Genomic DNA, 26215 nt, shown 5'->3' with positions numbered 1-26215 from the left:
CCCCTACCCCGTCCCCCGCGGCATCATCCGCTCCAGCCGGCGCGGTGGTCGGCTCGCCATCCGACCCCAGCCAGATCGTGACCTCGTCACCGCGACGAGATCCGCCGGGAACATCAGCGGTCGCGGTCGCGGTATGTCCGCTCCGGCTCCACTGCACCTCGGCCTCGAACTGGACATCGTCGGCGCCGTAGCGGTTAGTCGCCGGTAGTGTCCGCTCGGGCTCGGCTGTGAGCATCGCCTTCACCGGCGTCTTCCGGGCATTCTCGACATCGATGCGGTCCACTGATGCCGCGTATTGCATGGTGCCCACCGCACCCGCGAGCGGGACCGCGACGATGACCATCGCGACGGCGAACAGGCAGATCACCCACTGCGTCCGGTCCGACATACGCATCAACGAGTTGGCCTGCCACGGCGCGGTTCGCCAGAGCCGCACGGGCAGCGACGGGTAGGCGGCCACCTCGATCACCTCTTCCGATGGTGCTGTCATCTCGACGCGGATCGCGTCGAATCTGTCGACGAGCATCCCGCGTTCGAGTGATGGCGCGGCAGAGAAGAAGGTCCTCTGATCGACGGGTCGACCGACCTCGCTTTCGGCGACCCGCCGACACCGGGCGACCGCCATCGGTCGGCGGCGGATCGGCCCTCCACGGCGACGACCAAAGACCTTTGCCGGTAGGTCGGCGGTCTCTACTGCGATCCGCTCATCCCTGGTCGAATCGAAATCGTCATCGTCCCCACCATTTGGAGGCCATCATGAGCCTGCTCCCCGCACACCGGCACCACTCACTGTGGCCCGATCTGACCGATTGGCTCACCGGATTCCCCGCCGTGGAGAACATCCGCCCGTTCGTCGAAGGCCGTCTGATCCGCGTCGAAGACGAGACCGCCGACGGCAAATATCTCGTTCGCGCGGAGCTTCCCGGCGTGGACCCGGACAAGGACGTCAGTGTGACCGTCCGGGACGGACTGCTGACGATCAAGGCGGAACGGAGCGAGCGGCAAGAGACGAAGGGACGTACCGAGTTCACCTACGGCTCGTTCACCCGCTCGGTGGCCCTGCCCGAGGGCGCGAACGAAGACGACATCGCCGCCACCTACGAAAAGGGAATTCTGACGATCGCCGTTCCGATCGCCGCCGCCGAGGCGTCAGAGCCGAAGCATGTGACGATCACGTCCGCGGAGTAGCCGGGTCATCCGGGCGGATCTCGATGATCGGCCCGGAATCCGGTGCGAACCCGGGACCAATGCCCCGGCTCCGCCGACCTTGGGCCCTGTGGAGGTCGGTCACGACGGCGCAGGCTCGAGCTACGGCGCTCGTCGCGCCGGATGAGCCCAGGAGGAAAACATGACGCATCAGGACGATCCGTTCGCCGCCGCACTTCAGACAGCGCACGCGTGGGTGCGCACGGTCGCGCAGAGTATCGGCACCGACGACCGAGTTTTCGCCTATCGGGTACTGCGATCCTGGTTGCACGCGGTACGCGACCGGATCGGTGTCAGCAGCTCTGCACACTTGGCCGCGCAACTGCCCGAAGTACTGCGAGGCATGTACTACGAGGGATGGGTGCCCGGCCGTGTCCCGGTACACCACGACGTCGGCGCGTTCGTCGGACAGTTCGCCGCCGAGGCGGGTCTCGAGCCCGACGACGTACCGGAGATCGCGGGCGCGGTCACGAGAGCTCTGAACGACTTGTTCTCGCCCGGACAGCTGAACAAGGTGTCCGCGGTCATGCCGATGCCGCTGTTCCGTGTCCTGTCCGGCGATCTCGACAGTGCGCGGGCGCAGCGGTTCGAGCCGACCACTACCTCCGAAGGCAACGGGCAGGCCGATGCCGATCGGCTCGTTCACCTCGAAGACCGGGTGAAGGTTCTCGGCGCCGCGGTAGCGCTACTCGCGCGCGGCGCCGAGCGTCTGCCGATCGATGAAATCGAGAACGACCGAATGGCTTCCGCCGCGCAGCAGGCACATCGCCTACTACTCGCGGAGGGCTTGGTCGGCGCCGACGGCGCGGAATCGTGATGCGCGCCCGGATCACTCAGCGATGTCGCGGCCCGGGTGGTACTGCGGCCTCACATCGACATCATCGCCGCCCGCCATCGATCAGCAAGGACGGCGAGCTGTAACCACACGACTCGGTCCACTCCGTAACTCAGGGAACAACAATGAATCAGGTTCGCGTGGAATCCGATACTCCCCGGACGATCTTCCGTGACAGGCACGAGGCGGGGCGGGTCCTCGCCGGGTTGCTCGAACACTATCGCGACGACCCGGACGTGCTCGTGCTCGGCCTGGCCCGTGGCGGGGTCCCGGTCGCCTGGGAAGTCGCCGCGGCCCTCGACGCACCTCTGGATACGCTGATCGTGCGCAAACTCGGCGCGCCGAGCGATCCGGAATTCGCCATCGGCGCGTTGGCGATGGGCGGACGAATCGTGCTCAACGACGACATGATCCGCGGATTACATATCACCGCGGAGGAGGTCCGGCGGATCGCCCGCGCGGAGACCGAGGAGTTGTATCGCCGCGAAGCGGCCTACCGTGGCGACCGCGGCCCGCTCGAGATGGCGGGGCGGACGGTGATCCTGGTCGACGACGGATTGGCCACCGGTGCGAGCATGTTCGCCGCGGTCGAGGCGATACGGGCGGACCAACCGAAGCGAATCATCGTGGCGGTCCCGGCCGCCCCCGAGTCGACCTGCCGCGAGCTGGGGGCCGGCGTCGATGAAGTGGTCTGCGCGACAATGCCTTCGCCGTTCGGGTCGGTCGGCGCGTCGTTCTGGGACTTCACCCAGGTCACCGACGAACAGGTACGGGTGCTGCTGAGCACGCGGACCACGGGAACAGCTGTGCCACCCATCGATATCGCGGCGACCATCGCCGCGGCCGCCGTCGAGGCGCCGGGCGGCATGCCACCCCCGCATGTCCTCGAGGAACTGATCGGCGACGCACAGATCGTGTTGATCGGCGAAAGCTCGCATGGCACAGAGGAATTCTATGCCGCGCGGGCGGCGATCACCCGCTGGCTGATCGAGAACAAGGGTTTCACCGCGGTCGCCGCCGAGGCCGATTGGCCGGATGCCTACCGAGCGAACCGCTACGTACACGGGCACGGGACGGATACCACCGCCGAGGAGGCGCTGCGCGGATTCGAGCGCTTCCCCTCCTGGATGTGGCGCAATACGGTGGTCCGCGATTTCATAGCCTGGCTACACGATCACAACCGTGAACAGCGATCACGTGATCTCCCGCGCACCGGCTTCTACGGCCTCGACCTGTACAGCATGCACCGATCCATGCAGCAGGTGGTCGACTACCTCGACCGCGTGGATCCCCGCGCGGCGCTGCGGGCGCGCGACCGATACGGCTGTTTCGACCATATCTCGGGCGACGACGGACAGGCGTATGGATTCGCGGCCGCTTTCGGAGCGGGAAGATCCTGTGAGACGCAGGCGATCGAGCAACTCATCGAACTACGAGATGATCTCCTGGCGCGGGAGGATTCGGACCCCGCCGACGCCGACGACCGATTCGACGCACTCCGCAATGCGTGGACCGTTCGTGACGCGGAGACGTATTACCGCGCGATGTTCGGCGACCGCGTCTCATCGTGGAATCTACGAGACCGGCATATGGCCGAGACGCTGGACGCGCTGGTCGAACACCTACAGCCCGACGAGCCAGGTGACCGACAGGCGCGGATCGTGGTGTGGGCGCACAACTCGCACGTGGGCGACGCCCGCGCGACCGAGATGGGCGCGGAAGACCAGCTGACGCTCGGCCAGTTGGTCCGTCAGAAATACGGTGCCGGTTGCCGTTGCATCGGATTCAGCACCTACGCCGGCTCGGTCACGGCCGCCGAGGAATGGGGCGGTCCCGCCAAACGCGAGGGCGTACGGCCTGCACTCAGGTCGAGCATGGAAGAAATGATGCACGACACCGGAATGACGGAATTCGTGCTCCGCATGGATCTTCCTGGCGACGCGATCGATATCCTGCGACAACCGCGGCTGCAGCGAGCCATCGGGGTGATCTACCGCCCCGGTACCGAACGCCAGAGCCATTACTACCACGCCAGACCAGCAGATCAGTTCGACGCACTCATTCACCTCGACGTGACCACCGCGATCACGCCGTTGGAACCGACCAGCCAATGGATCAACGGCACGGTACCCGAGACCTATCCATCCGGGTTGTGAGGGAGCCCCCGGCTCAGGGCTGCCCAGCGCTGCCCCTCGGAGTGCTCCATCGGCGAACGGCGTAGATCACAGCACCGATGAAGACGACCAGCGCGCCCGCGAGCATCGACGAGGACGGCAGCGTGAAGGCAAGAGTCGCGCATCCGATCAATCCGGCCACCGGAATCGCCCGCATCGGTCGGCGCTCGGTTGCGGGCAGTGTCCACGCGCAGACATTCGCGATCGCGTAGTAGACCAGGACGCCGAACGACGAGAACCCGATCGCGGCACGGACATCGGCGGTCGCGGCCAGCACTGCCACGACAATGCCGACGGCTACTTCGGCGCGATGCGGAACTCCGAATCGGGGATGCACCGCCGCCAGAACAGAAGGCAGGTGGCGGTCACGGGCCATCGCCAGTGTCGTCCGCGAAACGCCCAGTATCAACGCCAGCAGCGACCCGACCGCGGCAACGACAGCGCCGACGCGAACGACCGGCTCGAGCCACTCGGCCCCGGCCGACCGCACCACCTGCGACAAGGGTGCGCTCGCTCGCGACAGATCCTGTGGCCCCAACACCATCAGCGCGGCGACCACGACAGCCACGTACACGAGCACAGTGATACCGAGGGCGAGTGGAATCGCGCGGGGAATCGTGCGCGCCGGGTCACGAACCTCCTCACCGAGCGTCGCGATCCGCGCGTAACCGGCGAAGGCGAAGAACAGCAGACCCGCGCTCTGCAATACCCCGAACATGCTTATGCCGGAACCGAATTCCAGCCGTGCGACATCGGGGGATCCGGCGCTCAGCGCCGCGACCACCACCGCCGCGAGCACCGCGAGCACGATCGCGACGACCACACGGGTGGTCAGCGACGACTTCTGCACGCCCCGATAGTTCACCGCCGTCAATGCGACGACCGCCGCGACAGCGACGGCGTGCGCGTGCTCGGGCCAGGCGTACACACCGACCGTCAGCGCCATCGCCGCGCACGACGCGGTCTTGCCGACCACGAAACACCATCCCGCCAGGTACCCCCAGAACTCCCCCAGCCGCTCACGTCCGTACACATACGTCCCGCCCGAGGACGGATACCGCGCCGCCAATCGTGCCGAGGACATGGCATTGCAGTAGGCCACCAACGCCGCGATCACCAACCCCAACAGCACGCCCGAGCCCGCCGCCCGCGCCGCCGGAGCCAGCGCCGCGAATATCCCCGCGCCGATCATCGACCCGAGGCCGATGACCACCGCGTCGGTCAACCCCAGGGTGCGACGCAGTTCGTCCGGCGTATCGGTCCGCGTTGCCTCGGCCACCGTTCTTGCACCTCGATCACATTGCATCAACTCTATTTGATGTATTGGTGATATCCTCTGCTTATGGCGCGGTCCCGTCAAGCTGTTCCACCGTTTGTTCACCTGGGCTCGCACCCGATCCGCTGGCAGTTGCTCAACGAACTGTCCCGCGGTGACTACCGGGTCCGAGAACTGGTGACACAGGTCGGTGAACCGCAGAACCTGGTCTCCTATCACCTGCGATTGCTCCGCGACGGCGGGCTGGTGACCAGCACGCGCAGCAGCTACGACGGGCGCGACAGCTACTACCACCTGAATCTCGACCACTGCGCCGACATCCTGATCGGCGCGGGCGCGGCGCTGCATCCGGCGCTTCGACTTCGCTGCGCGCCAACGGCATTCGAACCCGCCGGACCGCTGGCAGTACTGTTCGTGTGCACCGGCAACAGCGCGCGCTCAGCGATCGCGCAGGCCCTGTTGCGGCGCCACTGCGGTGGACACGTCGAAGTCCTCAGTGCCGGTAGCCGCCCGAAACCCGCTATGCACCCCAATACGGTGCGGGTCCTGCGGCAGGAGTACGGGATAGACATCTCCGACCAGTCCCCTCGCCACCTCGACACCCTCGGCGAGCGCCGGTTCGACGCGGTGATCACCCTGTGCGACAAGGCCCGAGAAATCTGCCCCGACTTCGGGAACAGCACAGTTGCGATCCACTGGAGCATCGCCGACCCCGCGGCGACCGGCGACACCGACGAAGACAGCTACCCCTTGTTCCAGGCCACCGCCACCGAAATCGACACCCGCACCCGCCATCTGCTGCCGGTCCTCGCCACCCGATAAACCGCCAGGAAGGAACGAAAATGCCCACTTCGGCCGATTACGCCAATATCCGCTACCTCGTCGACGACGTGCAAGCCGCCATCGACTTCTACACCAACCACCTCGGTTTCACCCTGCACACCAACGCAGCACCCGCATTCGCCGACGTCACCCGCGGGCCACTACGGCTACTGCTGTCGGGGCCTACCAGTTCCGGTGCCCGCGCCACGCCCGCCGACACGGCCGGAGGCGGTAACCGCATTCATCTACCCGTCGATGACCTCGACGCCGAGATCGCACGCCTGCGCGACGCCGATATCGCATTCGACAGCGACAAGGTCGCCGGACCCGGCGGAAGTCAGATACTGATCACCGATCCCGCCGGCAACCTGGTCGAACTGTTCCAACCCACCCACACGGAAACCCGTGCCGAGCGGTAGCCGCAGCACGGCCGTGCCCCGGTCGGGTGCAGGACATCGTCAGCGCGCCTCGTAGGTGCGTACATCTTCGGCGTGAGCCCGCAAGATGGTGGTGATGTCGACGAGGTCGATGATCTCTGTGCGGTGTTGGATCATCGCATTCGGCGTCCATACGTGCAGGCTGTAGCGGATCCGCGCGCCGTTGAAGCGCGACATGACCCGCACCAGCGGGTCGATCCCCACGCGCACGGCGAGCTCGTCGAGCGCGGCGGCGACTTGCACTCCGGTTCCACGGTGGCGGGTGCGCCACCACGAGGCTCGACTGGGTGGCCAGCTCAGATCGACCGTACAACTCAGCTGCCGGGAGACGCCCCGGTTGCCTGGTAAGCCCACCAGGCATTTCACCGTGCGTCCGCCTCAGGTGTCGGATTGGTCGGTCGCAGCGGCGATTCGCTCGAACGAGAGGAACGAGATCGACAGGCTGGTCTGGTCCGCTGATCGCCGAGCGGGCACTGTGCTCAGCTGGGAACTCCCTGACTCCGCACAGCCCGATGCCGTTTGTTCGGACCTGCTACAGATCATCCGGACGAGTCTGTGGTTTTGCCGACACCCCTGGGTCGTCCACGCGATGATGCAATATCGACAACCGTCGCAGATATTCGGTCTCGTCCAACTGACCGTTGGCGAATCGGAGCGCGAGAATTTCGGTGGGCGTACGGGATTCGATACCTCCGATCGGAGCATCCCCTGATCGAGGGATTTGCCCGCGCTCGGGCCGCGCCGTGTTCCGCATCGCCGCCGCTATGCCCACGGCCAACGCCAGCCACAGCGGTATCACTGCGAGAACAACGAGAACGAACATCCAGCCGTTCATCATGCCGCCATGCCAATACATCTGATCATTCCAGTACATGACCGCTATTCCTCTCTGGTCCGGTGGTCGTGCCGCCACCGGTACCGTGCCCGTCGCGAGCCGTGCCCGCGACCTTCCAAACGTCCGGCCGCCCAGTTGAAAAACAGTGCGCCCGAAATCGGGGCCAGCAGGATGGTGGCGCCAGAACTGACGCCGGCCATTGCCGCATGCCACGAATTCCTCCGCGGGCCGACCAGGTTGCCCTTCGCGTCGAGCCATACGACCACGTGTGAGCCGCGTGTCGCGTCGTCCGGCACGTGAACGGTGGCTCTCGCAGTCCGTCTGTCGACGGTCCATTCCACAGGAGCCTGGAATCGCCTGTCGGGGGGCGCGGCACGCTGTGGGTCCGCGGTGAGGGTCGCGCTGACTGCGACCTTGCCGCGGTTCTCGGCGCGGATCGTTGCCGCGGTATCGAGTGCGATCACGGTACCGATCACTGCGGCGACCAGTACGAGCGCCAGACATATCACCGTCCCGGTGATCGCCGTCGACGAGAATTCGCGACCCGCCGTTCTCGGCGCCGATTCCTGGCCCGGCCGGCCGGGCCGCAGACCGCTGGACACGTATCCGACCATCGGACCCGCCGCCTAGGACGCGTCGGGCAGTGGCAAGGCCTGGCCTGCGGTCGCGCCGCCGTCGAGCACGAATTCCGAGCCGGTGGAGAAGCTGGCCTCGGTGATCACGAACCGGACCATCGCGGCGACCTCTTCGGGTTCTCCGTATCGCGCCAGCGGCTGATCCGCGGCGAGCGCGTCGCCGAGCCCCGCGGTCATCGGGGTGTGGATGGGGCCCGGGTGCACCGAGCACACGCGGATGCCCGCTGCGCCCAGTTCCACCGCGGCGGACTTGGTCAGTCCGCGCAGGCCCCACTTGCTTGCCACGTACGCGCCGATTCCGGCGTATCCCGCCAGTCCCGCTGTCGAGGAGATGTTGACGATGACCCCGCCACCGTTGGCACGCAGTCGCGGGACCGCGGTGTGCATTCCGAGCCAGGCGCCGTACAGATTCACGTCCACCACATGCCGGAACATGGCGGGCGACTGCGTATCGATGGTGCCGAAATCGAGGATGCCCGCGTTGTTCACCAGAATGGCCAACGGACCGAAAACCGCTTCCGCTTCGTCCACCACCGTATTCCAGTTGGCCTCGTCGGTGACGTCGAGTCGGCAGAACTTCGCGTTCGGGCCGAGCGCGCGAGCGAGTTCGGTGCCGTCGTGTTCGAGTAGGTCGGCGATCACCACCGATATGTCCTCTTTCACCAACGCGCTCGCGATGGCGGCACCGATGCCGCGTGCGCCGCCGGTAACGATCGCGGTACGTCCGCTGAAAGTGCTCATGATGAGAATCCTTCGATTCGGTGGTGTTGTCGATCGAGCATCCCGCGCCGCCCGCACGGCCGACGATGGCCGAAAGTCACGGGTTCACCGGCCCTCCGGCACCCCTTCGGCGACGATCGAGAGGTACCGGGAAGCGGCGTCGGGGTCCTGTCGCGCGTGCCGAAGCAACTCCGCGACGGCTTTCTCGATACCGGAGGCGATCAGGTCGATATCGGGCGTGCTGTCGTAGTCGCCGGTGATACCGAATACAAGCTGGTCGCCGTAGCTGAGGACGGTGATGCCCGTGCGCAATCGCATGGCGATCGGGGCGTAGGCGAAGATCTCGAGCACTTCTCCGCCATGCAGATGTAGGCGGTGTTTCGGGCCGGGGACATTGGTCGCGAGTACGGAGACGCTGTGCTGGGGATACATTGTCACCAAGCGCAGCGCCAAGGCCACCGGCGCGAACGGCAGTCGATCGGCGAGTCCGAGGAACGAATTCGCCGCGCCCGCTTCGCCTCTGACCTTGTGTCGCGACAATCGAGTGTGCACCGCGGCCAACTGCTCGACCGGGTGCGTCAGCTCGACCGGCAACAGTGGCAACATCGCCGAAACCCGGTTGTCCAGAATATTTTTCGCGCCCGAGGCGCGCATCGATACCGGGGCCAGAACACGTAGTTTGTCGGCTCGCGGCTCCTCGCCGCGCCCGAGTAGCACTGTCCGGAACGCCGAGGCCACCGCGGCGAGGGCGACGTCGTTGATGGTCACCCCGAACGTCGTCCGGATCTCGCGGACCTCGGGTAGCGAGGTCTTCGCCACCGCGTATCGGCGTTGCCGTCCGATCGGACCGTTGAGTGACGAATCCGGCGCGGGCAGAACCACATCCAGGATCAGCGGCACAGCTGCCCGAACGGTCGCCAGCGCTGTCCGGGGCAGGTCGATCGGGAGCCGCAGCCCCCTGACCAGTAGTCGACGCCAGTCGGTCGGTGAATCCTTCGTCGGCGCCGAAGTCGCGGCGAGGTCGACCGATTCGTCACACAGCCGCTCGAACATGGTGATTCCGGAGATCCCGTCGACCATGCTGTGGTGGGCTTTCACCACCACTGCCCATCGCCCTCCCGCGAGGTGTTCGATGACGACGCATTGCCAGAGCGGATGGTCTCGATCGAACCGTTCTTCCATCACCACGGCGATCAGTTCGCACAGCGCGGCCTCGTCGGCCGGTTCGGGCAGGGCCATCCAACGAAGATGGTGTCCGATGTCGAAACTCGAATCGTCGACCCAGACCGGAGCGGCGATATCCCACGGTGCGCGCTGGACCCTTTGGCGCAGTCGCGGATCTCTGCCCGACCGCTCGGCGAGCATCGCGGTGAACTCGGCGCGCGTGGGGGGCGGGCCGGCCACGATCGCCACCGCGCCGATTCCGGCACTCACGTGGCGGTCGGTGTCCTCCAGTTCCATGAAACCCGAATCCAACGGGCCGAGTCCGGTCATTCGCGCTGCCCATCTCCGAGGTGCGCCGTCACCTGGTCGGACACGGCCGCTGCCACCACTCGATCGTGGCAGTCGGATCTGTGCCGTCACCAGGTGCGAAAGCCCTCAGGACCGGTGACGTTGGCCATTTCGGACGACGATGATCGGGCACTGCGCCGAATGCAGCAGCGCGTTGCTGGTCGAGCCGAGCATCATGCCCGCGAAACCGCCGCGGCCGTGGCTTCCGACAACCAGCAACTGAGCATTCGCCGATGCCTCGAGCAGTGCGCGCGCGGGCCGATCCACCTTGGTGATCCGCTGGACCGGCACATCGGGATAGCGCTCGCGCAGGCCGGCCAACTGCTCGGCAAGCAGGGCTTCCTCCGACTCGCGGGCCGTCTCCCAGCCCGACCAGAGCAGATCGAGACTGCCGGCGTCACTCCAAGTGTGCAAGGCGGTCAAAGGCACTTTGCGCAGCGAGGCTTCCTCGAACGCGAGCCCGATGGCGTGGACGCTGTTGCTCGAGCCGTCCACCCCGACAATCACCGGACGCTTGCCCTGATCCGGGTCGATATCGGCGATGTCGTGAATGACTGCCACCGGGCAGTGCGCGTGTCGCACGACAGCCGTGGTCACCGATCCGAGCAGTCCGGGATGAAACGCGCCGACACCCCTGCTTCCGACCACGAGCATCCGTGCCCGTTCCGAACGGTCGAGCAGTGCCGGAATCACATTCTCGAATGTCACCTCGGTCGTGAGTTCGAGTTCCTCACCCGGGACCGCCTCCCGTGCGATCCGGGTGGCCTCGACGAGTATCCGCTCACCGTCCCGGCGCAGCCACTCCGCATCCGCGGCGCTCGGTGCCGCACCGGGACCGAACCCCCGCGGAATCCCGACGGCGATCAGTAGGTGCAGAGGACTGCGGTGCAGCACGGCATCGAGGGCCGCCCACGCCGCCGCCTGGTACGAACACGCCGAACTGTCGATGGCGGCGATTATCGGGGGGCCGGACTGCGGGGAATGATGGTCGGCCATGGTCTAGCCTCTCGTCTGCGCGACTGTATCGATATCGAGCATCCTCGGAGGAGGCGGCGATACGGCAGGGACAAAAGACCTCTCCTCGTGGGCCACCGATCGTCGGGTCGCCGGTCCGACCATCGAGCCCGACCATGGACGAACGTCCATCGGGGAATGGCAGTTCGGCACTGTGTGCACCGGCATGTCTCGCCGTAACGTCGAGCTGTCCGGTACAGGAGCAGGAGAACTCCGATGCATGCCCGCGTGGTCTACGAATCACTGTTCGGCAGCACCGCCGAATTCGCGGAGGCCGTCGCGGCGGGATTGCGTGCCTACGGCACGGTCGAGGTGATGAATGTGGTCGCCGCGGGCGAGCAACCCGAGCCGACGGTCGACCTGCTCGTCGTCGGGGCCCGCACCCATCTGTTCGGGATGAGCGGCACCCGTGCGCGCCGGATCGCGACGCACCGGACGAGTGCGCCGATCGTGATCGATCTCGGTATCCGGGAGTGGCTGGCCAACGCCCACGCACCGGCGCCGGGCACGCGAGCCGCAGCTTTCGAAACCCGGGTTGTCCACCTACTCCCTCCACCTGGCTCGGCCGTGCACTCCATCGGAAAACAGCTGCGGCGCCTCGGCTATCAACTCGTCGGCGATCCGGCGGAGTTCTTGGTCTACAACGTGCTGGGACCGGCATCGACGAAAGAGCTGAAGCGCGCGAAGGCGTGGGGCGAACGCATCGGCCTCACCGAGGTCGACCGCCCAGCACATCCGCTCTGAACGGAAGGACGACGATGTCGCATCGGATCACGGTGGCGCAGTCCGCGCCGCACACTCGACTCGAACTCAGGCATGCGGTGCGCGCCGAGCAGGCGGGAGACGATATCGGCGCGGGAATGCGGCAACTGTACGAGCTCGCGGGCCGCATCGGGCTCGTACCCACGGGCCCGCCGTCGACGACCTACCACGGTGAATTCGGACCGGGTCACACGACAGAGGCGGACTTCGGGCTGCCTGTCACCGCAGGTCCGGTCGACGGCACCACCGAACAGATCACCGTGCGGCGAACCGAACCCACGCGGTTCGCCTACGTGACCCATCACGGCGGCTACGAGCACATCGGCACCGCCTACCGGGACCTCTACGACTGGATCGGCGCTTCGAACCTCTACGCCTGCGGACCACCCACCGAGGTCTATCTGGTGGCACCGGACGAGGCAGTGCATCCGAATGATCTCATCACCGAAATCCGGTTACCTGTAGTCACCAGGCCCGACCTGGCGATCCGGTTACCGGCGACGCTCCCCGAGGCCGCAACGCTGGTTCGAAACACGTTGACCGACAAAGGGTTCACTGTCCTGACCGAAGTAGATGCACGCACGACGTTCCACGCGGACCCAGGCACTGCGATGCAGGACTGCCGGATCCTCGGCGCGTACAACGCGGAACTGGCGCATCGAGCACTCGAACTCGATCCCAGGGCCGGGCTGCTGCTCTCGTTCAATATCGTGCTGCGCGCCGACGGCGAAACGACCATCATCGAAGCCGTGGACCCGCTACGACTCGTGGACACAGAGGACCGAGCGACGCTGGCAGCGATCGCGCGCGACGCCAAGTCGCGACTGGTATCCGTCATCGAGGCCGTCACCGAATCCTCGCGTCCCACGGACTGAGGCCGCCACCTTCCGCGGCGCGCGGCTCCGGTCAGCAATCGGCGTCGTGTGCATCGGCACCGAGCGGCTCGAGTATGTCCTGGAGCGGACGCCGACCCGGGAACGGCAACGCAGGACCGACCGGTGCGGAGCCGATGCGGACAACAGCCTGCGGGTGTGCTGCACCGTCGAGTACCCGGCGACGAATCGCGGCGCGGAGTTCACGGGCGGTGAAAGGCCAACTCCTCAGGCAGGTCGCCAATCCGATATTGGTCGCGGTCAACAGGACCGCGCTGGCGGCTTCCCCCGCGCGTAACCACGATTCGCGCTCGTCGGAGTCGGTGCCGAGCACGAGCAAGTCTGCGCGATCGAGCTCGACCGGCCGAAGCGCGACGAAGATCTCGGGCACGGACGTCGGTGCGAGAAGGTCCGGTGTGCGCACTGCGGGCAACGGCGCGCGCATCAACTCGGCCAATCGTTCACGCGGTTCATCGGTAGCCTGGCGGACCTTCGCGCCCGCCGCCGCGGCGCGCTCGGACACCAGCCCGAAGTAGCCGGGCGGAACCGGCCCAGAGCCGAAAGGCCGGTGATCCGAACGCCTGTGGGTGATCGCGGCGTTCAGTGCGACGTCGGTCATGGTCGGTCGATGCCGCATCAATCCGATCGAGGCGAGGTGGTCCGGATTTCTCGGATCGGGCAGGCGCTGCACCACGCCCAGCCAACCGAGCGCCGCGAGCGCGACACACAGGTGGTGGAGCACGGCGCCGCAGCTCAGCACCGACTCGCGGCCGCTGGGATCGATGCCGGAACGGACTCTGCTCCCATCGAGATACAGGCGTAATCCGCGCTCGCTGACGCCGAACCGCCACGGTTGCGTGTTGCCGGCCGACGGCGCCCGCACAGCCAGTGTGAGAGCCGCGATCGCGATGTCGTAGGGCAGTCGGTCATTCATCTGCCGGCATCCTCTCGTCGTCTCTCCGCATACCCCACACTCGCTCCATCACGCTGCCACTGTCGGACGGTTCCGGGTTAGAGCAGGACGACCCCTACACGTGGGACTTCCGCGGCCCGATGCACGGTCGGTCCGTACAGATGCGGAAATCCCACGCTTCGATGACCTTCGGCCATCCCAGGACGAGCGCCGATCCGCGATTCTGGGCGTATCCACATCGAAAGGATTCGCGCCATGAGCGAGTACGCGGCGCCCGCCGAACTGCGGGAGACCCATACCGGCCTGGTGGCGCTCTACGCCGACCGGGCCTACAAGGTGAAGAAGGCGATTCGCACCGATTTCCTCGACTTCAGCACACCGGAACTACGGGAACGCGCCTGCGCGAGAGAACTGGAACTGAATCGCCGATTGGCCTCGGACGTCTATATCGGCCTGTCCCATCTCAGCGATCCGGCGGGCGGCCCCGCCGAGCCGGTGATCGTCATGCGGCGCATGCCCGAGGGTGCCAGGCTGTCCAACGTTCTGGCCGATCCAGCCGAGCGCGGCGCCGAGTTGTCCGCTCTGGTTCGGGTACTGGCCGATTTCCACGCGACAGCACTACGTGGCAGCAAAATCGACGCCGAAGGCACTGGCGCTGCCCTACGACAACGGTGGCAGATTCTGCTGGACAGCCTCGCGGATCAGCGGCCCGATGTCGTCGATCCCGCCTTCCTGACCAGGATCGGGCACAAGGCCATGCGCTACATCGACGGCCGGGAACCCTTGCTGAACAACCGGATCGCCGCGGGCGACATCATCGATGGGCACGGCGATCTCCAGGCCGAGGACATCTTCGAGCTGGCCGACGGGTTTCGCGTGCTGGACTGCCTGGACTTCGACGACCGCCTGCGGTACCTCGACCGCATCGACGACATCGCTTTTCTGGCAATGGATCTGGAGTTCCGCGGACATGCGGACCTGGGCACGCGGCTCCTCGACGACTACCAGCGGGTGACCGCGGACGCCGCTCCACCGTCTTTGCGCTCGCACTACATCGCCTACCGTGCTCTCGTCCGCGCGAAAGTCGACGCTATCCGCTTCGGCCAGGGCGAGGAAGCCGCCCGTGACCGCGTGCGGCGGCATCTGCTGCTGTCACTGCGCCACCTCGAGCGAGCGGCCGTTCGGCTCGTACTGGTGGGCGGGCTACCCGGCACCGGCAAATCGACCGTCGCCCGCGAACTCGCGGCGGCGACCGGCGCGGTCCTGCTCTCCAGTGACCACGTGCGCAAGCAGTTACGAGCCACCAGGGAGGTCATCGGGACCACCGGAGACTTCGGCGCGGGCGCGTACTCGGCCACCGCGAAGGCGCGTGTCTACGCCGAGATCCGTGCGATGGCCCGAGAACTCCTGGCGACCGGTCACTCGGTAATCCTCGACGCGAGCTGGATCGACGCCGACGAACGCGCGCACGCGAGCGACCTCGCGGGCGAGACACACGCGGACCTGCTGCAATTGCGATGCCAATGCCCGCCCTCGGTCGCCGAGGGCCGTCTTCGTCACCGCGCCGTCGGCGACTCCGACGCGACACCCTCGATCGCCGCGGCCATGTCGAGGACAGCGGCCGATTGGTCGGATGCGACGCCGGTGGATACCGCGCTGACATTGGCCGACACCATCTCACTCGCGCGCCGCGTGTGGGACGGACAGAAATCGACGGACCCGGGTCATTCGTCCGAGGCCCGTCCACGGCACACATCACCGATTGCCGTCGTAAGCTGAGAAAATGGGCGACAAAGGTAGGTCCGCATGACCACGGTTTTCTTGGTGGACGACCACCACATTGTGCGCCGAGGGGTCGCCGATCTGATCGAGGCCGAGCCGGATCTCGAGGTGATCGGCGAGGCCGGCAGCGTATCCCACGCACTCGCGCGTATCCCAGCCCTGCGGCCGGAAGTCGTCGTGCTCGATGTCCGGCTGCCAGACGGCAACGGCATCGAACTGTGCCGCGAACTACTCGACCAGCACCCCGACCTCCGTTGCCTGATTCTGACGTCGTTCACCGACGAACAGGCGATGCTCGACGCGATCCTCGCCGGTGCCAGCGGCTACGTGGTCAAGGACATCGGCACCACCGAACTCGTCGACGCCATCCGCGACGTCGGGGCAGGCAAATCATTGCTCGACAATCGGGCCGCAGCGGCACTCATGGCGAAATTGCGCGCCGAAACCGAGACCAAGACCGGCCCCTTGGCCACACTGACCGATCAAGAGCGGGTGCTGCTCGGGCTGCTCGGTGAGGGACTCACCAACAGGCAGATCGCCGCGCGCATGTACTTGGCGGAAAAGACCGTCAAAAACTATGTATCCCGACTGCTGACCAAACTCGGCGTCGAGCGGCGGACCCAGGCCGCGGTCATCGCCTCCAAGCTGGACACGCCCTACAAGAAGGAATGAGCCAGCACGACCACTTCCGGGAATGTGCCTTCGGACCCGGTCATTCGGGTCGAACGGCCGCATCGCGCACCGACAGAAATTCCTAACCTACGGATAGTCGAATCAACGGGCCCGCCGCCTCGCAGCGCCCGCCCCGAATCCGTCAGGAAGCGAATCTCATGTCTCCCAACAACAACCTCCCCATCGTCGTCGGCATCGACGGATCGCCCGATGGACTCGCCGCCGTGCGTTGGGCCGCGATCGACGCGGCACGCCGGGGCGCCCGGCTCGACATCCTCGAGGCAATCGTCGCGCCGACGGAGTTCGGACCGGGTATCGCATTCGATCAGTACGACTACGAACGGTTCCGCGAGTCGGGTCGGGACGCACTCGACGCCGCCTCGGAAACCGCGGCAACGGCTGCCGCGCCGATCGGTGACCTCGTCATCACCACCGATCTGGTCGAAGCTCCGCCCATCCCGACCTTGCGCGACCGCTCCAAGAACGCGGACCTGATCGTCGTCGGCACTCGGGGGCACGGCGCGTTCGGGCGCACCCTGCTCGGTTCGGTGAGCACGGCGCTTGCCCGGCATGCCGAATGCCCGGTCGCGGTGATTCCCGAGGTACCGGAAACAGCGGGTCGACCCGGGCCGGTGGTCGTCGGCGTCGATGGCTCCTCCTGTAGCAAGCGTGCGGTGGAGATCGCCTTCGACCAAGCGTCGCGCCGCGGGACAGATGTCGTCGCGGTGCTGACCTGGTCGGAGTCGTTCCGGTACGTGTCGCGCGACGACCTGCAACAGCAGGGTGAAGCACTGCTGTCGGAGAGTCTGGCGGGCTACGGCGAGACGTATCCGGATGTCGCGGTCAGGCGGATCGTTGTCGAAGACCGTCCGGCGAAGCGTCTACTCGAGACGGGCGAACACGCGGAATTGATCGTGGTCGGAAGCCACGGCCGTGGCGGTTTCGCCGGAATGACCTTGGGATCGGTGAGCCAGGCGGTACTGCACGGAGCCCAGGTGCCGGTCATCATCGCCAGGACCAGTTGACCGAGCGCGAACCGGTGGGTGGCCCGAACAGAGGACGAACGGCCTCCCCATAGAGGTCTTCGTGTCCGCGCGAAATCGGCCGAATCCAAGCAGACTGTTCGGTATGTAAAACCGGCACGGGGTCGCCGGAACCCCGACGTCGATCCACACAAATCCTCGCGACGTCGGTGGGAGTGCCGAATCGGGTCGGGTGGGTTCGACACGCTGAACTCACTCAGGCGAAGGCAGCAGGCGATGGAATACCGCGAAACCCATATGTCGCAGTCGGACCTGTTCTCGTGGAACATGGAGCGCGACCCGGCGCTGCGCTCGACGATAGTCTCGGTCCTGCTGCTCGACGCCGAACCCGACTGGGATCGCTTGGTTCGCACGATAGATCGTGGCACCCGTCTGGTTCCCAGACTGCGGGAGCGGCTGGTGTGTGTACCGTTCGGCCTCGCTCCGCCGAAGTGGGCCCCGGACCCCGATTTCGACCTGCTCTGGCATGTGCGCCGCGCCGCGCTACCGCAACCGGCGACCCTGTCCGCCGTGGTCGACTTCGCCCGCACCGAGGCGATGACCGCGTTCGATCCCGTGCGGCCACTGTGGCGGTCGACTGTGCTGACCGGTCTGGACGGCGGCGGATGCGCGGTGGTGCTGACCGTGCACCACAGCCTCACCGATGGCATCGGCGGCATCCGGATCGCGACGGAGATGCTCGACGTCGACCGGGCGGGCACTGATCGCGCCGACACGCCGGAGCCGCCCACCGGCAGCACCACCGGGCTGCTCGATATCGCCGCGTGGAATTGGGCGGTCGGCACAGATCTCCTCCGGGGCGGCATCACCGCGACACTGCCCACCGCATGGCGAGCTGTCACCCACCCGGCGCGGGCGGTCCGCGACGGTTCCAGGCTGGTCACCTCGCTGGCCCGCCTGGTCCGGCCGATCACCTCGACGATGTCGCCGGTGATGACCGGGCGGAGTACCCGCCGTGAACTGGCGATGCTCGAAGTTCCTGTCGCGCAATTGCATCGGGCCGCACAGACTGTCGGCGCCACCATGAACGACGCTTTTCTGACGGCGGTGATCATCGGAATGCGGGCCTATCACGCACGGCACGGGGAACAGATACACCAGCTGCGGCTGACCATGCCGATCAGCCTGCGCGGGCCCGACGATCCGCTGGGCGGCAATCGCATCACGCTCGCCCGCTTCGCGCTACCGGTCGACATCGCCGGTACCGCCGACCTCATGCGCGCCGTCGACACCACGATCGCCGGCTGGCGTCACGAACCGGCGATCCCGTTCTCCAGCGCTGTCGCCGCGGGCCTCAATCGATTGCCGGTCGGACTGCTCACCGAAATGCTCAAACACGTCGACTTCGTGGCCTCCAACGTCCCCGGTTCACCGGTTCCGCTGTATCTGGCGGGGGCGCGGATCGACCGGATGTATGCCTTCGGCCCCACCATCGGTACCGCGGTGAACGTGACGCTGACGTCGCATGTCGAAACGTGCTGTATCGCTATCAACGCGGATACCGCCGCTATCCCGGATATCGTGCCCCTGACAGTCTGTCTCGCCGAGGGTTTCCAGTGCGTGCTCGACCTCGTCGAGGACATGGGGCCGCGGGTCGATGTCAGCGTGCCTCATCCTCGTTCACACCGGGAATGACGTCATCGATCCGTACGACATGCCGCAACTCCGTCAGCACCGCCTCGACCGCTCGCGGCACCGCGGCGGCGACCGGCTCGCAAAGACCCACGCCGAAGTCGAAGCAGTCGGCCTCCACCGCGACGACGACGAGTTCGCCGGGAACGCGGTCCAGCGCGCGCCCGAGTGGCACGGCCTCGGGAATGGACAGAGCGTGGGAACCGGTGTTGCCCGAACCGCCACACAGCGCGTCGACGCCGAACCGTCGGATTCGACCCGCGGTCGCCGGGCCGCGGCGAACGGCGTCGACGACGACCGCGAGGCCGACACCCGTCCAGATGTCCAATAGTTCGGTGGGGTCGCCCTCGGACCGGGCCACGACCACTCCGGGAGCGAAGTCCGCGTCTGCTCGGCATCGCCGCTCTCACTCCGTCGATGCTCGCCTTCAAGCTGCCGTTCCCATTCATCGTGTGGGGCGCTGACGAACTTCGACGGTGGGTACTGCGCCGCCGTGCGGGCGATCCGCCACAGCTGACTATGCGCTCGCCCGCACCACTACCAGCCACGATGAAACGTGGCTCATAACAGCCACATTCGACCACTGGTTCCAGGAATGACCGATCGGCCACCGACCGCACGATCATGCCTGGCTCCGAACAGCGCTGCGGTTGGCTACCGGGATCCGGTGGGATCGCCGTCGGTGAGCGTTGTCGGAACCGTTTGCGTGGCACCGGGTTCACGCGGTCCCTGGTCGAATCGGAACGGCGGGTAGTCGTCGCGCATCAGGGCGGCGTACGCCAGGACCCGATAGAACCAGCGGTTGATACCCATCACGAAATCGAAGAGACCCCGGGGATACTTCGCGGTGAACAGCAGGACGATGGCTGCGATGAGAACGAGCACACCGAGCAACGGGATCGTCGTGTCGCTGTCGCTGTCACCGAGATTCAGTCCGCCGCCGGTGAGGGCGAGGACAATCACGTAGTGCGGTATGGCCAGCAGCCACCATTTGACGAGAACCAGGCCCCTGGACAAGCGCTCGGGATAGTCGACGTGGAAGTCGGCCGGATAGTCGGTGGACGCGAGAGTGAATGGCGGGTAACGGTCGGTGCCCAACGCCGCCAGGGTGTAGAACTGCACCCGCCACGACCAGCGCACCACTCCGACATTGAAGTCGAACAAGTTCCTCGGGTATCGGCCGGTGAACAGGATCGCGAATCCGGCGGCGATGGTCGCCACCACGAATGCGATCCACAAGAAGAGCAAGACGACGTAATGCGGTATCGCGAGAATGGGTTTCACCAGCCATAGCCAGCGCGACAGCGGCTCGTCCAGGTCGCCACGCAAACGGGCCGGATAGCTCTGGGCGGAATCGGTGTTCATGACAGGGTGCTCCTGAAGTCGTGCCAGGTCGCTCGGAATCGAACAATTCGAGCTTCCCCTCTGATGGCGCTGCGGCCCGAGTGCCGAACGAACCGGGTCGGCACCGATGGTCACCGGGTCGAAAGGACTTTGTGCCCCCGGCGTTTCAACGCCAACGAATCCCGTTCGTCGTCGGGATGCAGCGCCGATCCCCGCATCAGGCCGGTATCGGAGTCGCCACCCACAGCGCCGGTCGTCCACGGCTGCTCACAACTTGGACTCCCGCGCCGACCCTCCACCGGGCCCGTAGATCGGCCAAGGCGTGCCGGGCAGGCGATAATATCCGCAGATCGTGCCAGATCTCCGGAATATGGCTGATCGGACCGAAAGTCACCGACTCACAAGCCGACCGGATCGCACGACTCGGTGGAAATGGGCGCGACCGGAGCGTCGTCGGTGTCGTTGGTCCCGGAACATAGAGCCCGAGTCCTCTCATCCCGCCCCCCGCCCCTCGGCAAGCTCTCACACCATGACGACAACATGGAGTTCGAGCGCCACCACCACCGACCCCGCGGCCCCGCTGGCAGTTCCCGCGATGGTGCTGGCGGTGCTCATGTCGACTCCCGCGCTGACCGCGCTGACCCGGCTGCCGCAATGGGCGAGCGAATACGGACCGGCACTGGTGTACCCGGCTGCGCTGCTGTACTCGGCCGTGGCCGCCCGCATCTGGTGGTGGGGCGCCACGCATCGACCCCCACGGACCCGGTACGTCTCACGAACGCGACATGGTCGGCCCGCCCGTCGCTGAGGGATTTCGTCGGCACTCCCCCGCCCGATCGCGTCGCACCGCCCATATCGAAACCGACTGCATCACGTCCAGTACTGCCAGGAGTATTCCGTGCTTATCCGTCACACTCCCGTGTTCATCGTCGCGAGCTCGATTGTCATCGCGAGCGCAGCGGTGGCGGGGCTGCCACCGGCATTCCTGCTTCCGCTGCCGCTGGCGGTCGCGTTGCCGATCCTGGCAGTTCTTCTCCACGACACAGGCATCGTCGGACGATGGCGACGGCTGGTTCTCATTCACCCCGGGTCGCGGCATATCACGTCGACAGCAGCTTTGTCAGCCCCCAGCCGGTGACCGCGGCCATCGTGGCGGCCATGACGAAGCCACCGACAATTCCGATCAAGACCACCAGCGGAACCGATTGACCGGGGTGCCAGAGCGGAGTGGTGATCACGGTGAAGGAAACGAGCCCGGCCAGCCAGGCCGCGGCCGTGATCGCGATCCATCGGGCAGCGCGAGGAACGTGATGGCGCAACACCACCCATTGGCTCACTCCCAACGACAACAGCAACAACGAGCCACCGATCACCAGGGCGGGTACGAGCAATATCGGCGACCACGACCCCAACCCATCGGACGAGATCATCGGTACGACACCGATGGACCACGCCGCCAACGCACCGAGCGCGGTCGCGAGAACCCATGCTCTCGAACGGATGCCGGGCAATACCTGCCGAAGTACCCGAGCCTGGAACCAACCCAGTACGGTTCCCTCGAAGGCCCCCGCGACCAGCATGGCGGCAACGACAACAGCGGGTGCGGCGTCCCACACGACAGAGCCGGCGACCGCAGGAGCAGCGAACCCCAGAAGTTCTCCGAGGGTCACCGCCGTGAACCAACGTCGCCGGATGCCCGTCTCCAGGCGTCGGGCATCTTCCTCGATATCGTGGCGCCGACGATCGGCAGCCAGGTCGATCACCACGAACGGGTCGGTCGCCGGGATCTCCATGCGCGGATGACTCTGCTGATAGACCACCGCGACCTCTTCGTGCTCCAAAGTCCCCGCCGAGGCCACATGCCCGATCCCGTGGATCCAGTGCCCGTCCAGGCGCACCGATACCGATCGCGACGAACGGAAGTTGCGCCACCACTGTTTGGTCTCCGGTCGCGCGACACGCACTATGGCGATGTCGCCGGAACGAACGCAGGACACGGGCAATGCGATATTTCGCCCCGAACGCCTCGCCTGGTAGCGCAATTCCCCCAGATTCGGGGCAAGTCCCCGGCCGAACGGTGTGTGCATGACGGCCAATACAGCCGACGCTCCGAACCCGGGGGTCCGGTAGCGAGTCATCTCTGTCATCCACCGATGGTCGCCGCGAACACCGCCCACCGGCCAGGATCCAAAGACCCGAGGACCGATGCCATTCGTCCGTCCCCGCTCGACGTTCCCGCACGCCTGTCGGGCGCACTCGCGTCGTATGGTCGAAAGTCCATCGGCCGACGACGGTTGGACACTATCCGTGGTCGCCGACCAGCCGTAATGTCAGATGTGCACGGTTTCTGTCGGTGTTCACGACCGAGGAGAATTGCGATGTCAGGACAGACTTCCCGCTAGGGAGGTTCGGGCCACGACCGCGAAGCGATGCGACACGCCGCACCGCGACAGCGTGTGGCCCGAATCCACAGATCCGAACGGGGAACGAGAACCGCTATGCGTCTGGAGAATCTCCCCTCGTCCCCAGGGCGAACGGTCAATGATTACGGCGCAGTCGTATTCGATATGGACGGCGTGGTCACCGACACCGCCGCCATCCACGCCGAATCGTGGAAGATCCTGTTCGACGGAGTGCTCGCTCGACTCGCGGGCCCCTCGGAGCGGCCGTTCGACCCCGTGAAGGACTACCGGCTCTTCGTCGACGGCCGCAGTCGCGAAGACGGCGTACGCGGCTTTCTGGGCTCGCGGGGGTTGCACGTCGCCGAGGGCGAACCCGACGACACCTCCGAATCCTGGACCGTGGCGGGGTTGGCCGCTCGCAAACAACGTCTGTTCGCCACCGAACTCGCTCGCGTCGGAGTGTGCGTATTTCCCGATGCCCGCCGGTTGCTCGATGGTCTGCGCGCCGCCGGGGTTCCCACGGCGTTGGTGACCGCGAGCCGCAACAGCGCCGCGGTGCTCGACGCGGCCGGGATCACCTCCCTGTTCACCGTGCGTGTCGATGGCACCGATGCGGCGAGGCTCGCTCTGGCAGGCAAACCCGACCCGGCCATGTTCGTCGAGGCGGCACGCCGCCTGCACGTCGAACCGATCGATGCCGTCGTGCTCGAAGACGCCACCGCGGGAGTGCGTGCGGCAGCCGAGGCAGGCTTCGGTCTGGTCGTCGGAGTAGACCGCACGGGTACACGAGCACAACTGACCGAGGCCGGGGCCGATCTCGTCGTGACCGACCTCGCGGAATTGCCCCTGATCTCACGCACCGGCACCACCTTCGCGGAACCGTCGCCGACGCGCTGGTGCGGCGGCGCGACGACGACCACCGCGGGTGGATGGAATCTGATCTACGACGGCTTCGAGCCCGCACATGAGGGCACACGCGAAGCACTGTGCACCACCGGCAACGGCTACTGGGCCACCCGAGGCGCGTCACCCGGTTGTGTCGCGGACGCGGTGCACTATCCCGGCACCTACCTCGCCGGAATCTACAACCGCGTCACCACCCGTCTCGACGACCACGATGACGAATCCGAACACCTGGTCAACGCCCCGGACTGGACCGTGCTGAGAGTAAGAGCGGACCAGGGTCCGCTCCTGTATCCCGGGTGCCCCGAAATGATCGGCCACCACCAGGATTTGGACCTGCGCGCCGGAGTACTCACCCGCACGAACCGATACCGCGACAGCCTCGGCCGGACCACACGCCTGACCACACGCCAGTTCCAGTCTCTGACCCACCCCCATCTCGCCGCCATCGAGCTCGGCGTCGAGGCCGAGGACTGGTCGGGAACCGTCGTGGTCACGTCGCAGATCGACGGACGGGTCGCCAATCGCAATGTGGCGGCCGATCGCGCACTCAACGGTCGGCACCTGCGCTCGGGCAACCATCGGGCGCTGGACGACCGGACCGTACTCTACGAGGCTGTCACCGACCAATCCGGCATCACGATCGCCATCGCGGCACGCACCCACACCGACGCCGCACCCGTAGACCTCCGGCCACACAGCGAGATCGACTGTCCCGGTGTCGAATTGACCCTGGCCCTCGCACCCGCGTGTCCCGTCGTCATCGAGAAGATCGCCGCCGTGGCGACCTCGCGCGAACGTGGCCTGTCGACCGCGGGGCTGGCGGCCGTCCAGCGCATCGACGAGGCCCCTCGTTTCGGTGCGCTGGTGACCGCTCACATGAACGCGTGGTCCCAGCTCTGGGACCGTTTCGGCATTCGTCTCGGCGACGGCCGCGGTCATCGGCTCGCGCTGAACCTCCATGTCTTCCATGTTCTGCAAGCCACGGTCGCCGCCTGCCCGGATACCGACGCCGGCCTGCCCGCCCGCGGACTTCACGGCGAGGGCTACCGCGGCCACATCTTCTGGGACGAGTTGTTCGTCTATCCCATACTCACCCTTCGCCGCCCGGAATTGAGCCGCGCCTTTCTGAGCTACCGCTACCGACGGCTACCAGCGGCGCGCACCGCCGCACACGCACCCGGCCTCCGCGGGGCCCTGTTTCCCTGGCAGAGCGGCAGCGACGGTCGCGAGGAGACTCCTACAGAACTCTTCAACGTCCGCAACGGGCAATGGATGCCCGACCACTCCCATCGCCAGCGCCATGTCGGACTTGCCCTCGCCTACAGCGTCTGGCAGTACTACCAGGCCACCGCTGATCTGCGCTACCTCATCGAAAACGGCGCCGAGATACTGGTAGAGGTCGCACGCCTTTTCGCCGACCTCGCGACCCACGACCCGGCCACGGATCGCTTCGACATCAGCGGAGTCATGGGTCCCGACGAGTATCACGACGGCTACCCCGACACCCCCGGCCTCGGGGTCCGCAACAACACCTATACCAATGTGCTGACCGCCTGGGTGCTCGCCCGCGCCAACGAGGTGGTGGAATTGCTGTCCGGTCACGATTGCGCGCCCCTGTGGAACCGGCTTCGTCTGGGATCGGACGAACCGCGGCGCTGGGACCGGATCAGTCGGCGCCTGCGTGTGCCGTTCCACGCCGACGGCATCATCAGCCAGTTCGACGGGTACGAAGATCTTGCCGAATTCGATTGGGACGCCTACCGATCCCGCTACGGCAATATCGGTCGCCTGGATCTGATTCTGCAGGCCGAGGGCGATACGACCAATCGCTACAAACTGTCGAAACAGGCCGATGTGCTGATGTTGTTCTACCTGTTCTCCGCGGAGGAACTGCGTGAGATCTTCGAGCGCCTCGGCTACGAACTGCCGCCAGCGCTGATCCCGCGCACCGTGGACTACTATCTCGCCCGCACCAGCCACGGCTCCACGTTGAGTCGCCTGATCCACGCATGGGTGCTGGCCCGTACCAACCGCGCCCTGTCCTGGTCGCTGTTCACCCAGGCTCTGGACGCGGACGTCGCCGACACCCAGCGCGGCACCACTCGCGAAGGCGTGCATCTGGGCGCGATGGCCGGCACCGCCGACATGGTGCTGCGCTGTTACGGCGGAGTCGAAACCCGCCATGACACCCTGCGCCTACACCCCGTGTTACCCCTCGAACTGCGCGAGGTGGAATTCACCCTCAGCTACCGCGACCAACCGCTGACGATCACCGTAAACCACCATCGGATCACGCTGCGCCTGCATCCCAGCAGTGCCGATCCGATATCGGTTTCCGTGGAGGACCAGCAACGGACCCTCGGAGCGGGTCAAACGTGGGACATCGCGCTCGGGTAGAGATTTCGACGCCCGAGCGGAGAA

24 protein-coding genes and 1 pseudogene are annotated in these 26215 nt (G+C 66.3%); 13 read left to right on the top strand and 12 right to left on the bottom strand.

Going from position 1 to position 26215, the window contains the following annotated elements; genetic code table 11:
- A partial coding sequence (locus tag JZ792_RS29335) for an Rv1733c family protein (RefSeq protein WP_216915512.1) occupies nt 1–490 on the bottom strand: 490 nt, incomplete at its 3' end.
- 266 nt (nt 491–756) lie between these two features.
- Between JZ792_RS29335 and JZ792_RS29330 the strand changes: the two genes are divergently transcribed.
- The 3 genes from JZ792_RS29330 to JZ792_RS29320 all read left to right on the top strand — a co-directional run bounded on the left by JZ792_RS29330 (nt 757) and on the right by JZ792_RS29320 (nt 4197).
- Nucleotides 757–1188 carry an Hsp20/alpha crystallin family protein gene (locus tag JZ792_RS29330; protein WP_254190513.1) on the top strand — a complete coding sequence of 144 codons (432 nt, stop codon included), beginning with the start codon at nt 757–759 and terminating at the stop codon, nt 1186–1188.
- Between the two features lie 160 nt (nt 1189–1348).
- Nucleotides 1349–2023, top strand: a complete 675-nt coding sequence (locus JZ792_RS29325; protein WP_216915510.1) for a DUF2267 domain-containing protein — start codon at nt 1349–1351, stop codon at nt 2021–2023.
- A 143-nt stretch (nt 2024–2166) separates the two neighbouring features.
- A complete protein-coding gene (locus JZ792_RS29320; RefSeq protein ID WP_216915508.1) occupies nt 2167–4197 on the top strand; it encodes an erythromycin esterase family protein in 2031 nt (676 codons plus the stop codon).
- A gap of 13 nt (nt 4198–4210) precedes the next feature.
- Here the strand turns inward: JZ792_RS29320 and JZ792_RS29315 are convergent, their stop codons facing one another.
- Nucleotides 4211–5494 (bottom strand): APC family permease, encoded by a 1284-nt coding sequence (locus JZ792_RS29315; protein ID WP_308165502.1) that lies wholly within the window; start codon nt 5492–5494, stop codon nt 4211–4213.
- 63 nt (nt 5495–5557) lie between these two features.
- Between JZ792_RS29315 and JZ792_RS29310 the strand changes: the two genes are divergently transcribed.
- Entirely contained in the window at nt 5558–6313 is a 756-nt protein-coding gene (locus tag JZ792_RS29310) for an arsenate reductase/protein-tyrosine-phosphatase family protein (RefSeq protein ID WP_216915504.1), read from the top strand.
- Between the two features lie 20 nt (nt 6314–6333).
- Nucleotides 6334–6732 carry a VOC family protein gene (locus tag JZ792_RS29305; protein ID WP_216915502.1) on the top strand — a complete coding sequence of 133 codons (399 nt, stop codon included), beginning with the start codon at nt 6334–6336 and terminating at the stop codon, nt 6730–6732.
- Nucleotides 6733–6771: 39 nt separating this feature from the next.
- Here JZ792_RS29305 and JZ792_RS29300 read toward each other — a convergent pair whose 3' ends face one another.
- The 6 genes from JZ792_RS29300 to JZ792_RS29280 form a co-directional block, all read right to left on the bottom strand.
- Entirely contained in the window at nt 6772–6993 is a 222-nt protein-coding gene (locus tag JZ792_RS29300; protein WP_216915500.1) for a hypothetical protein, read from the bottom strand.
- 289 nt (nt 6994–7282) lie between these two features.
- Complete coding sequence (locus JZ792_RS29295) at nt 7283–7624, bottom strand: SHOCT domain-containing protein (protein ID WP_216915498.1); 342 nt, start codon at nt 7622–7624, stop codon at nt 7283–7285.
- Nucleotides 7625–7629: 5 nt separating this feature from the next.
- Entirely contained in the window at nt 7630–8199 is a 570-nt protein-coding gene (locus tag JZ792_RS43640) for a hypothetical protein (protein ID WP_498044261.1), read from the bottom strand.
- 12 nt (nt 8200–8211) lie between these two features.
- Entirely contained in the window at nt 8212–8961 is a 750-nt protein-coding gene (locus JZ792_RS29290) for an SDR family NAD(P)-dependent oxidoreductase (RefSeq protein WP_216915496.1), read from the bottom strand.
- An 84-nt stretch (nt 8962–9045) separates the two neighbouring features.
- Nucleotides 9046–10434, bottom strand: coding sequence for a wax ester/triacylglycerol synthase family O-acyltransferase (locus JZ792_RS29285; RefSeq protein ID WP_216915494.1), 1389 nt, complete (start codon nt 10432–10434; stop codon nt 9046–9048).
- Nucleotides 10435–10539: 105 nt separating this feature from the next.
- Nucleotides 10540–11448, bottom strand: a complete 909-nt coding sequence (locus tag JZ792_RS29280; protein ID WP_216915492.1) for a universal stress protein — start codon at nt 11446–11448, stop codon at nt 10540–10542.
- Between the two features lie 234 nt (nt 11449–11682).
- Between JZ792_RS29280 and JZ792_RS29275 the strand changes: the two genes are divergently transcribed.
- Nucleotides 11683–12210 carry a hypothetical protein gene (locus JZ792_RS29275; RefSeq protein ID WP_216915490.1) on the top strand — a complete coding sequence of 176 codons (528 nt, stop codon included), beginning with the start codon at nt 11683–11685 and terminating at the stop codon, nt 12208–12210.
- Between the two features lie 14 nt (nt 12211–12224).
- The gene (locus tag JZ792_RS29270; protein ID WP_216915488.1) at nt 12225–13103 is read left to right on the top strand and encodes a DUF302 domain-containing protein; all 879 of its coding nucleotides are present in this window, start codon (nt 12225–12227) and stop codon (nt 13101–13103) included.
- A 31-nt stretch (nt 13104–13134) separates the two neighbouring features.
- Here JZ792_RS29270 and JZ792_RS29265 read toward each other — a convergent pair whose 3' ends face one another.
- Nucleotides 13135–14034 carry a nitroreductase family protein gene (locus tag JZ792_RS29265; protein ID WP_216915486.1) on the bottom strand — a complete coding sequence of 300 codons (900 nt, stop codon included), beginning with the start codon at nt 14032–14034 and terminating at the stop codon, nt 13135–13137.
- 234 nt (nt 14035–14268) lie between these two features.
- Here JZ792_RS29265 and JZ792_RS29260 point away from each other — a divergent pair, with 234 nt between their 5' ends.
- The 4 genes from JZ792_RS29260 (at nt 14269) to JZ792_RS29245 (ending at nt 19145) form a co-directional block, all read left to right on the top strand.
- A complete protein-coding gene (locus JZ792_RS29260; protein WP_216915484.1) occupies nt 14269–15792 on the top strand; it encodes a bifunctional aminoglycoside phosphotransferase/ATP-binding protein in 1524 nt (507 codons plus the stop codon).
- A gap of 27 nt (nt 15793–15819) precedes the next feature.
- Nucleotides 15820–16467, top strand: a complete 648-nt coding sequence (locus JZ792_RS29255) for a response regulator transcription factor (RefSeq protein WP_216915482.1) — start codon at nt 15820–15822, stop codon at nt 16465–16467.
- 158 nt (nt 16468–16625) lie between these two features.
- A complete protein-coding gene (locus JZ792_RS29250) occupies nt 16626–17492 on the top strand; it encodes a universal stress protein (RefSeq protein ID WP_216915480.1) in 867 nt (288 codons plus the stop codon).
- A 234-nt stretch (nt 17493–17726) separates the two neighbouring features.
- Complete coding sequence (locus tag JZ792_RS29245; RefSeq protein WP_254190512.1) at nt 17727–19145, top strand: wax ester/triacylglycerol synthase domain-containing protein; 1419 nt, start codon at nt 17727–17729, stop codon at nt 19143–19145.
- Here JZ792_RS29245 and JZ792_RS29240 read toward each other — a convergent pair.
- Together JZ792_RS29240 and JZ792_RS29235 are read right to left on the bottom strand one after the other, a co-directional pair.
- Nucleotides 19111–19503 (bottom strand): hydrogenase maturation protease, encoded by a 393-nt coding sequence (locus tag JZ792_RS29240; RefSeq protein WP_308165501.1) that lies wholly within the window; start codon nt 19501–19503, stop codon nt 19111–19113. The genes JZ792_RS29245 and JZ792_RS29240 overlap by 35 nt on opposite strands.
- A 293-nt stretch (nt 19504–19796) precedes the next feature.
- Nucleotides 19797–20483: pseudogene (locus tag JZ792_RS29235) on the bottom strand (DUF4389 domain-containing protein); the annotation flags it as partial.
- A gap of 532 nt (nt 20484–21015) precedes the next feature.
- Between JZ792_RS29235 and JZ792_RS29230 the strand changes: the two are divergent.
- The gene (locus tag JZ792_RS29230; protein ID WP_216915476.1) at nt 21016–21294 is read left to right on the top strand and encodes a hypothetical protein; all 279 of its coding nucleotides are present in this window, start codon (nt 21016–21018) and stop codon (nt 21292–21294) included.
- A 292-nt stretch (nt 21295–21586) separates the two neighbouring features.
- On the opposite strand, the gene JZ792_RS29225 is transcribed toward JZ792_RS29230, so the two are convergent.
- The gene (locus JZ792_RS29225; RefSeq protein WP_216915474.1) at nt 21587–22633 is read right to left on the bottom strand and encodes a hypothetical protein; all 1047 of its coding nucleotides are present in this window, start codon (nt 22631–22633) and stop codon (nt 21587–21589) included.
- 351 nt (nt 22634–22984) lie between these two features.
- On the opposite strand from JZ792_RS29225, the gene JZ792_RS29220 reads away from it, so the two are divergent.
- A complete protein-coding gene (locus JZ792_RS29220) occupies nt 22985–26191 on the top strand; it encodes an HAD-IA family hydrolase (protein WP_216915472.1) in 3207 nt (1068 codons plus the stop codon).
- Nucleotides 26192–26215: the final 24 nt, after the last annotated feature.

Source organism: Nocardia noduli, from assembly GCF_019038455.1.
Taxonomy (GTDB): domain Bacteria; phylum Actinomycetota; class Actinomycetes; order Mycobacteriales; family Mycobacteriaceae; genus Nocardia; species Nocardia noduli.
This window is presented reverse-complemented; position numbering and strand designations above follow the sequence as displayed.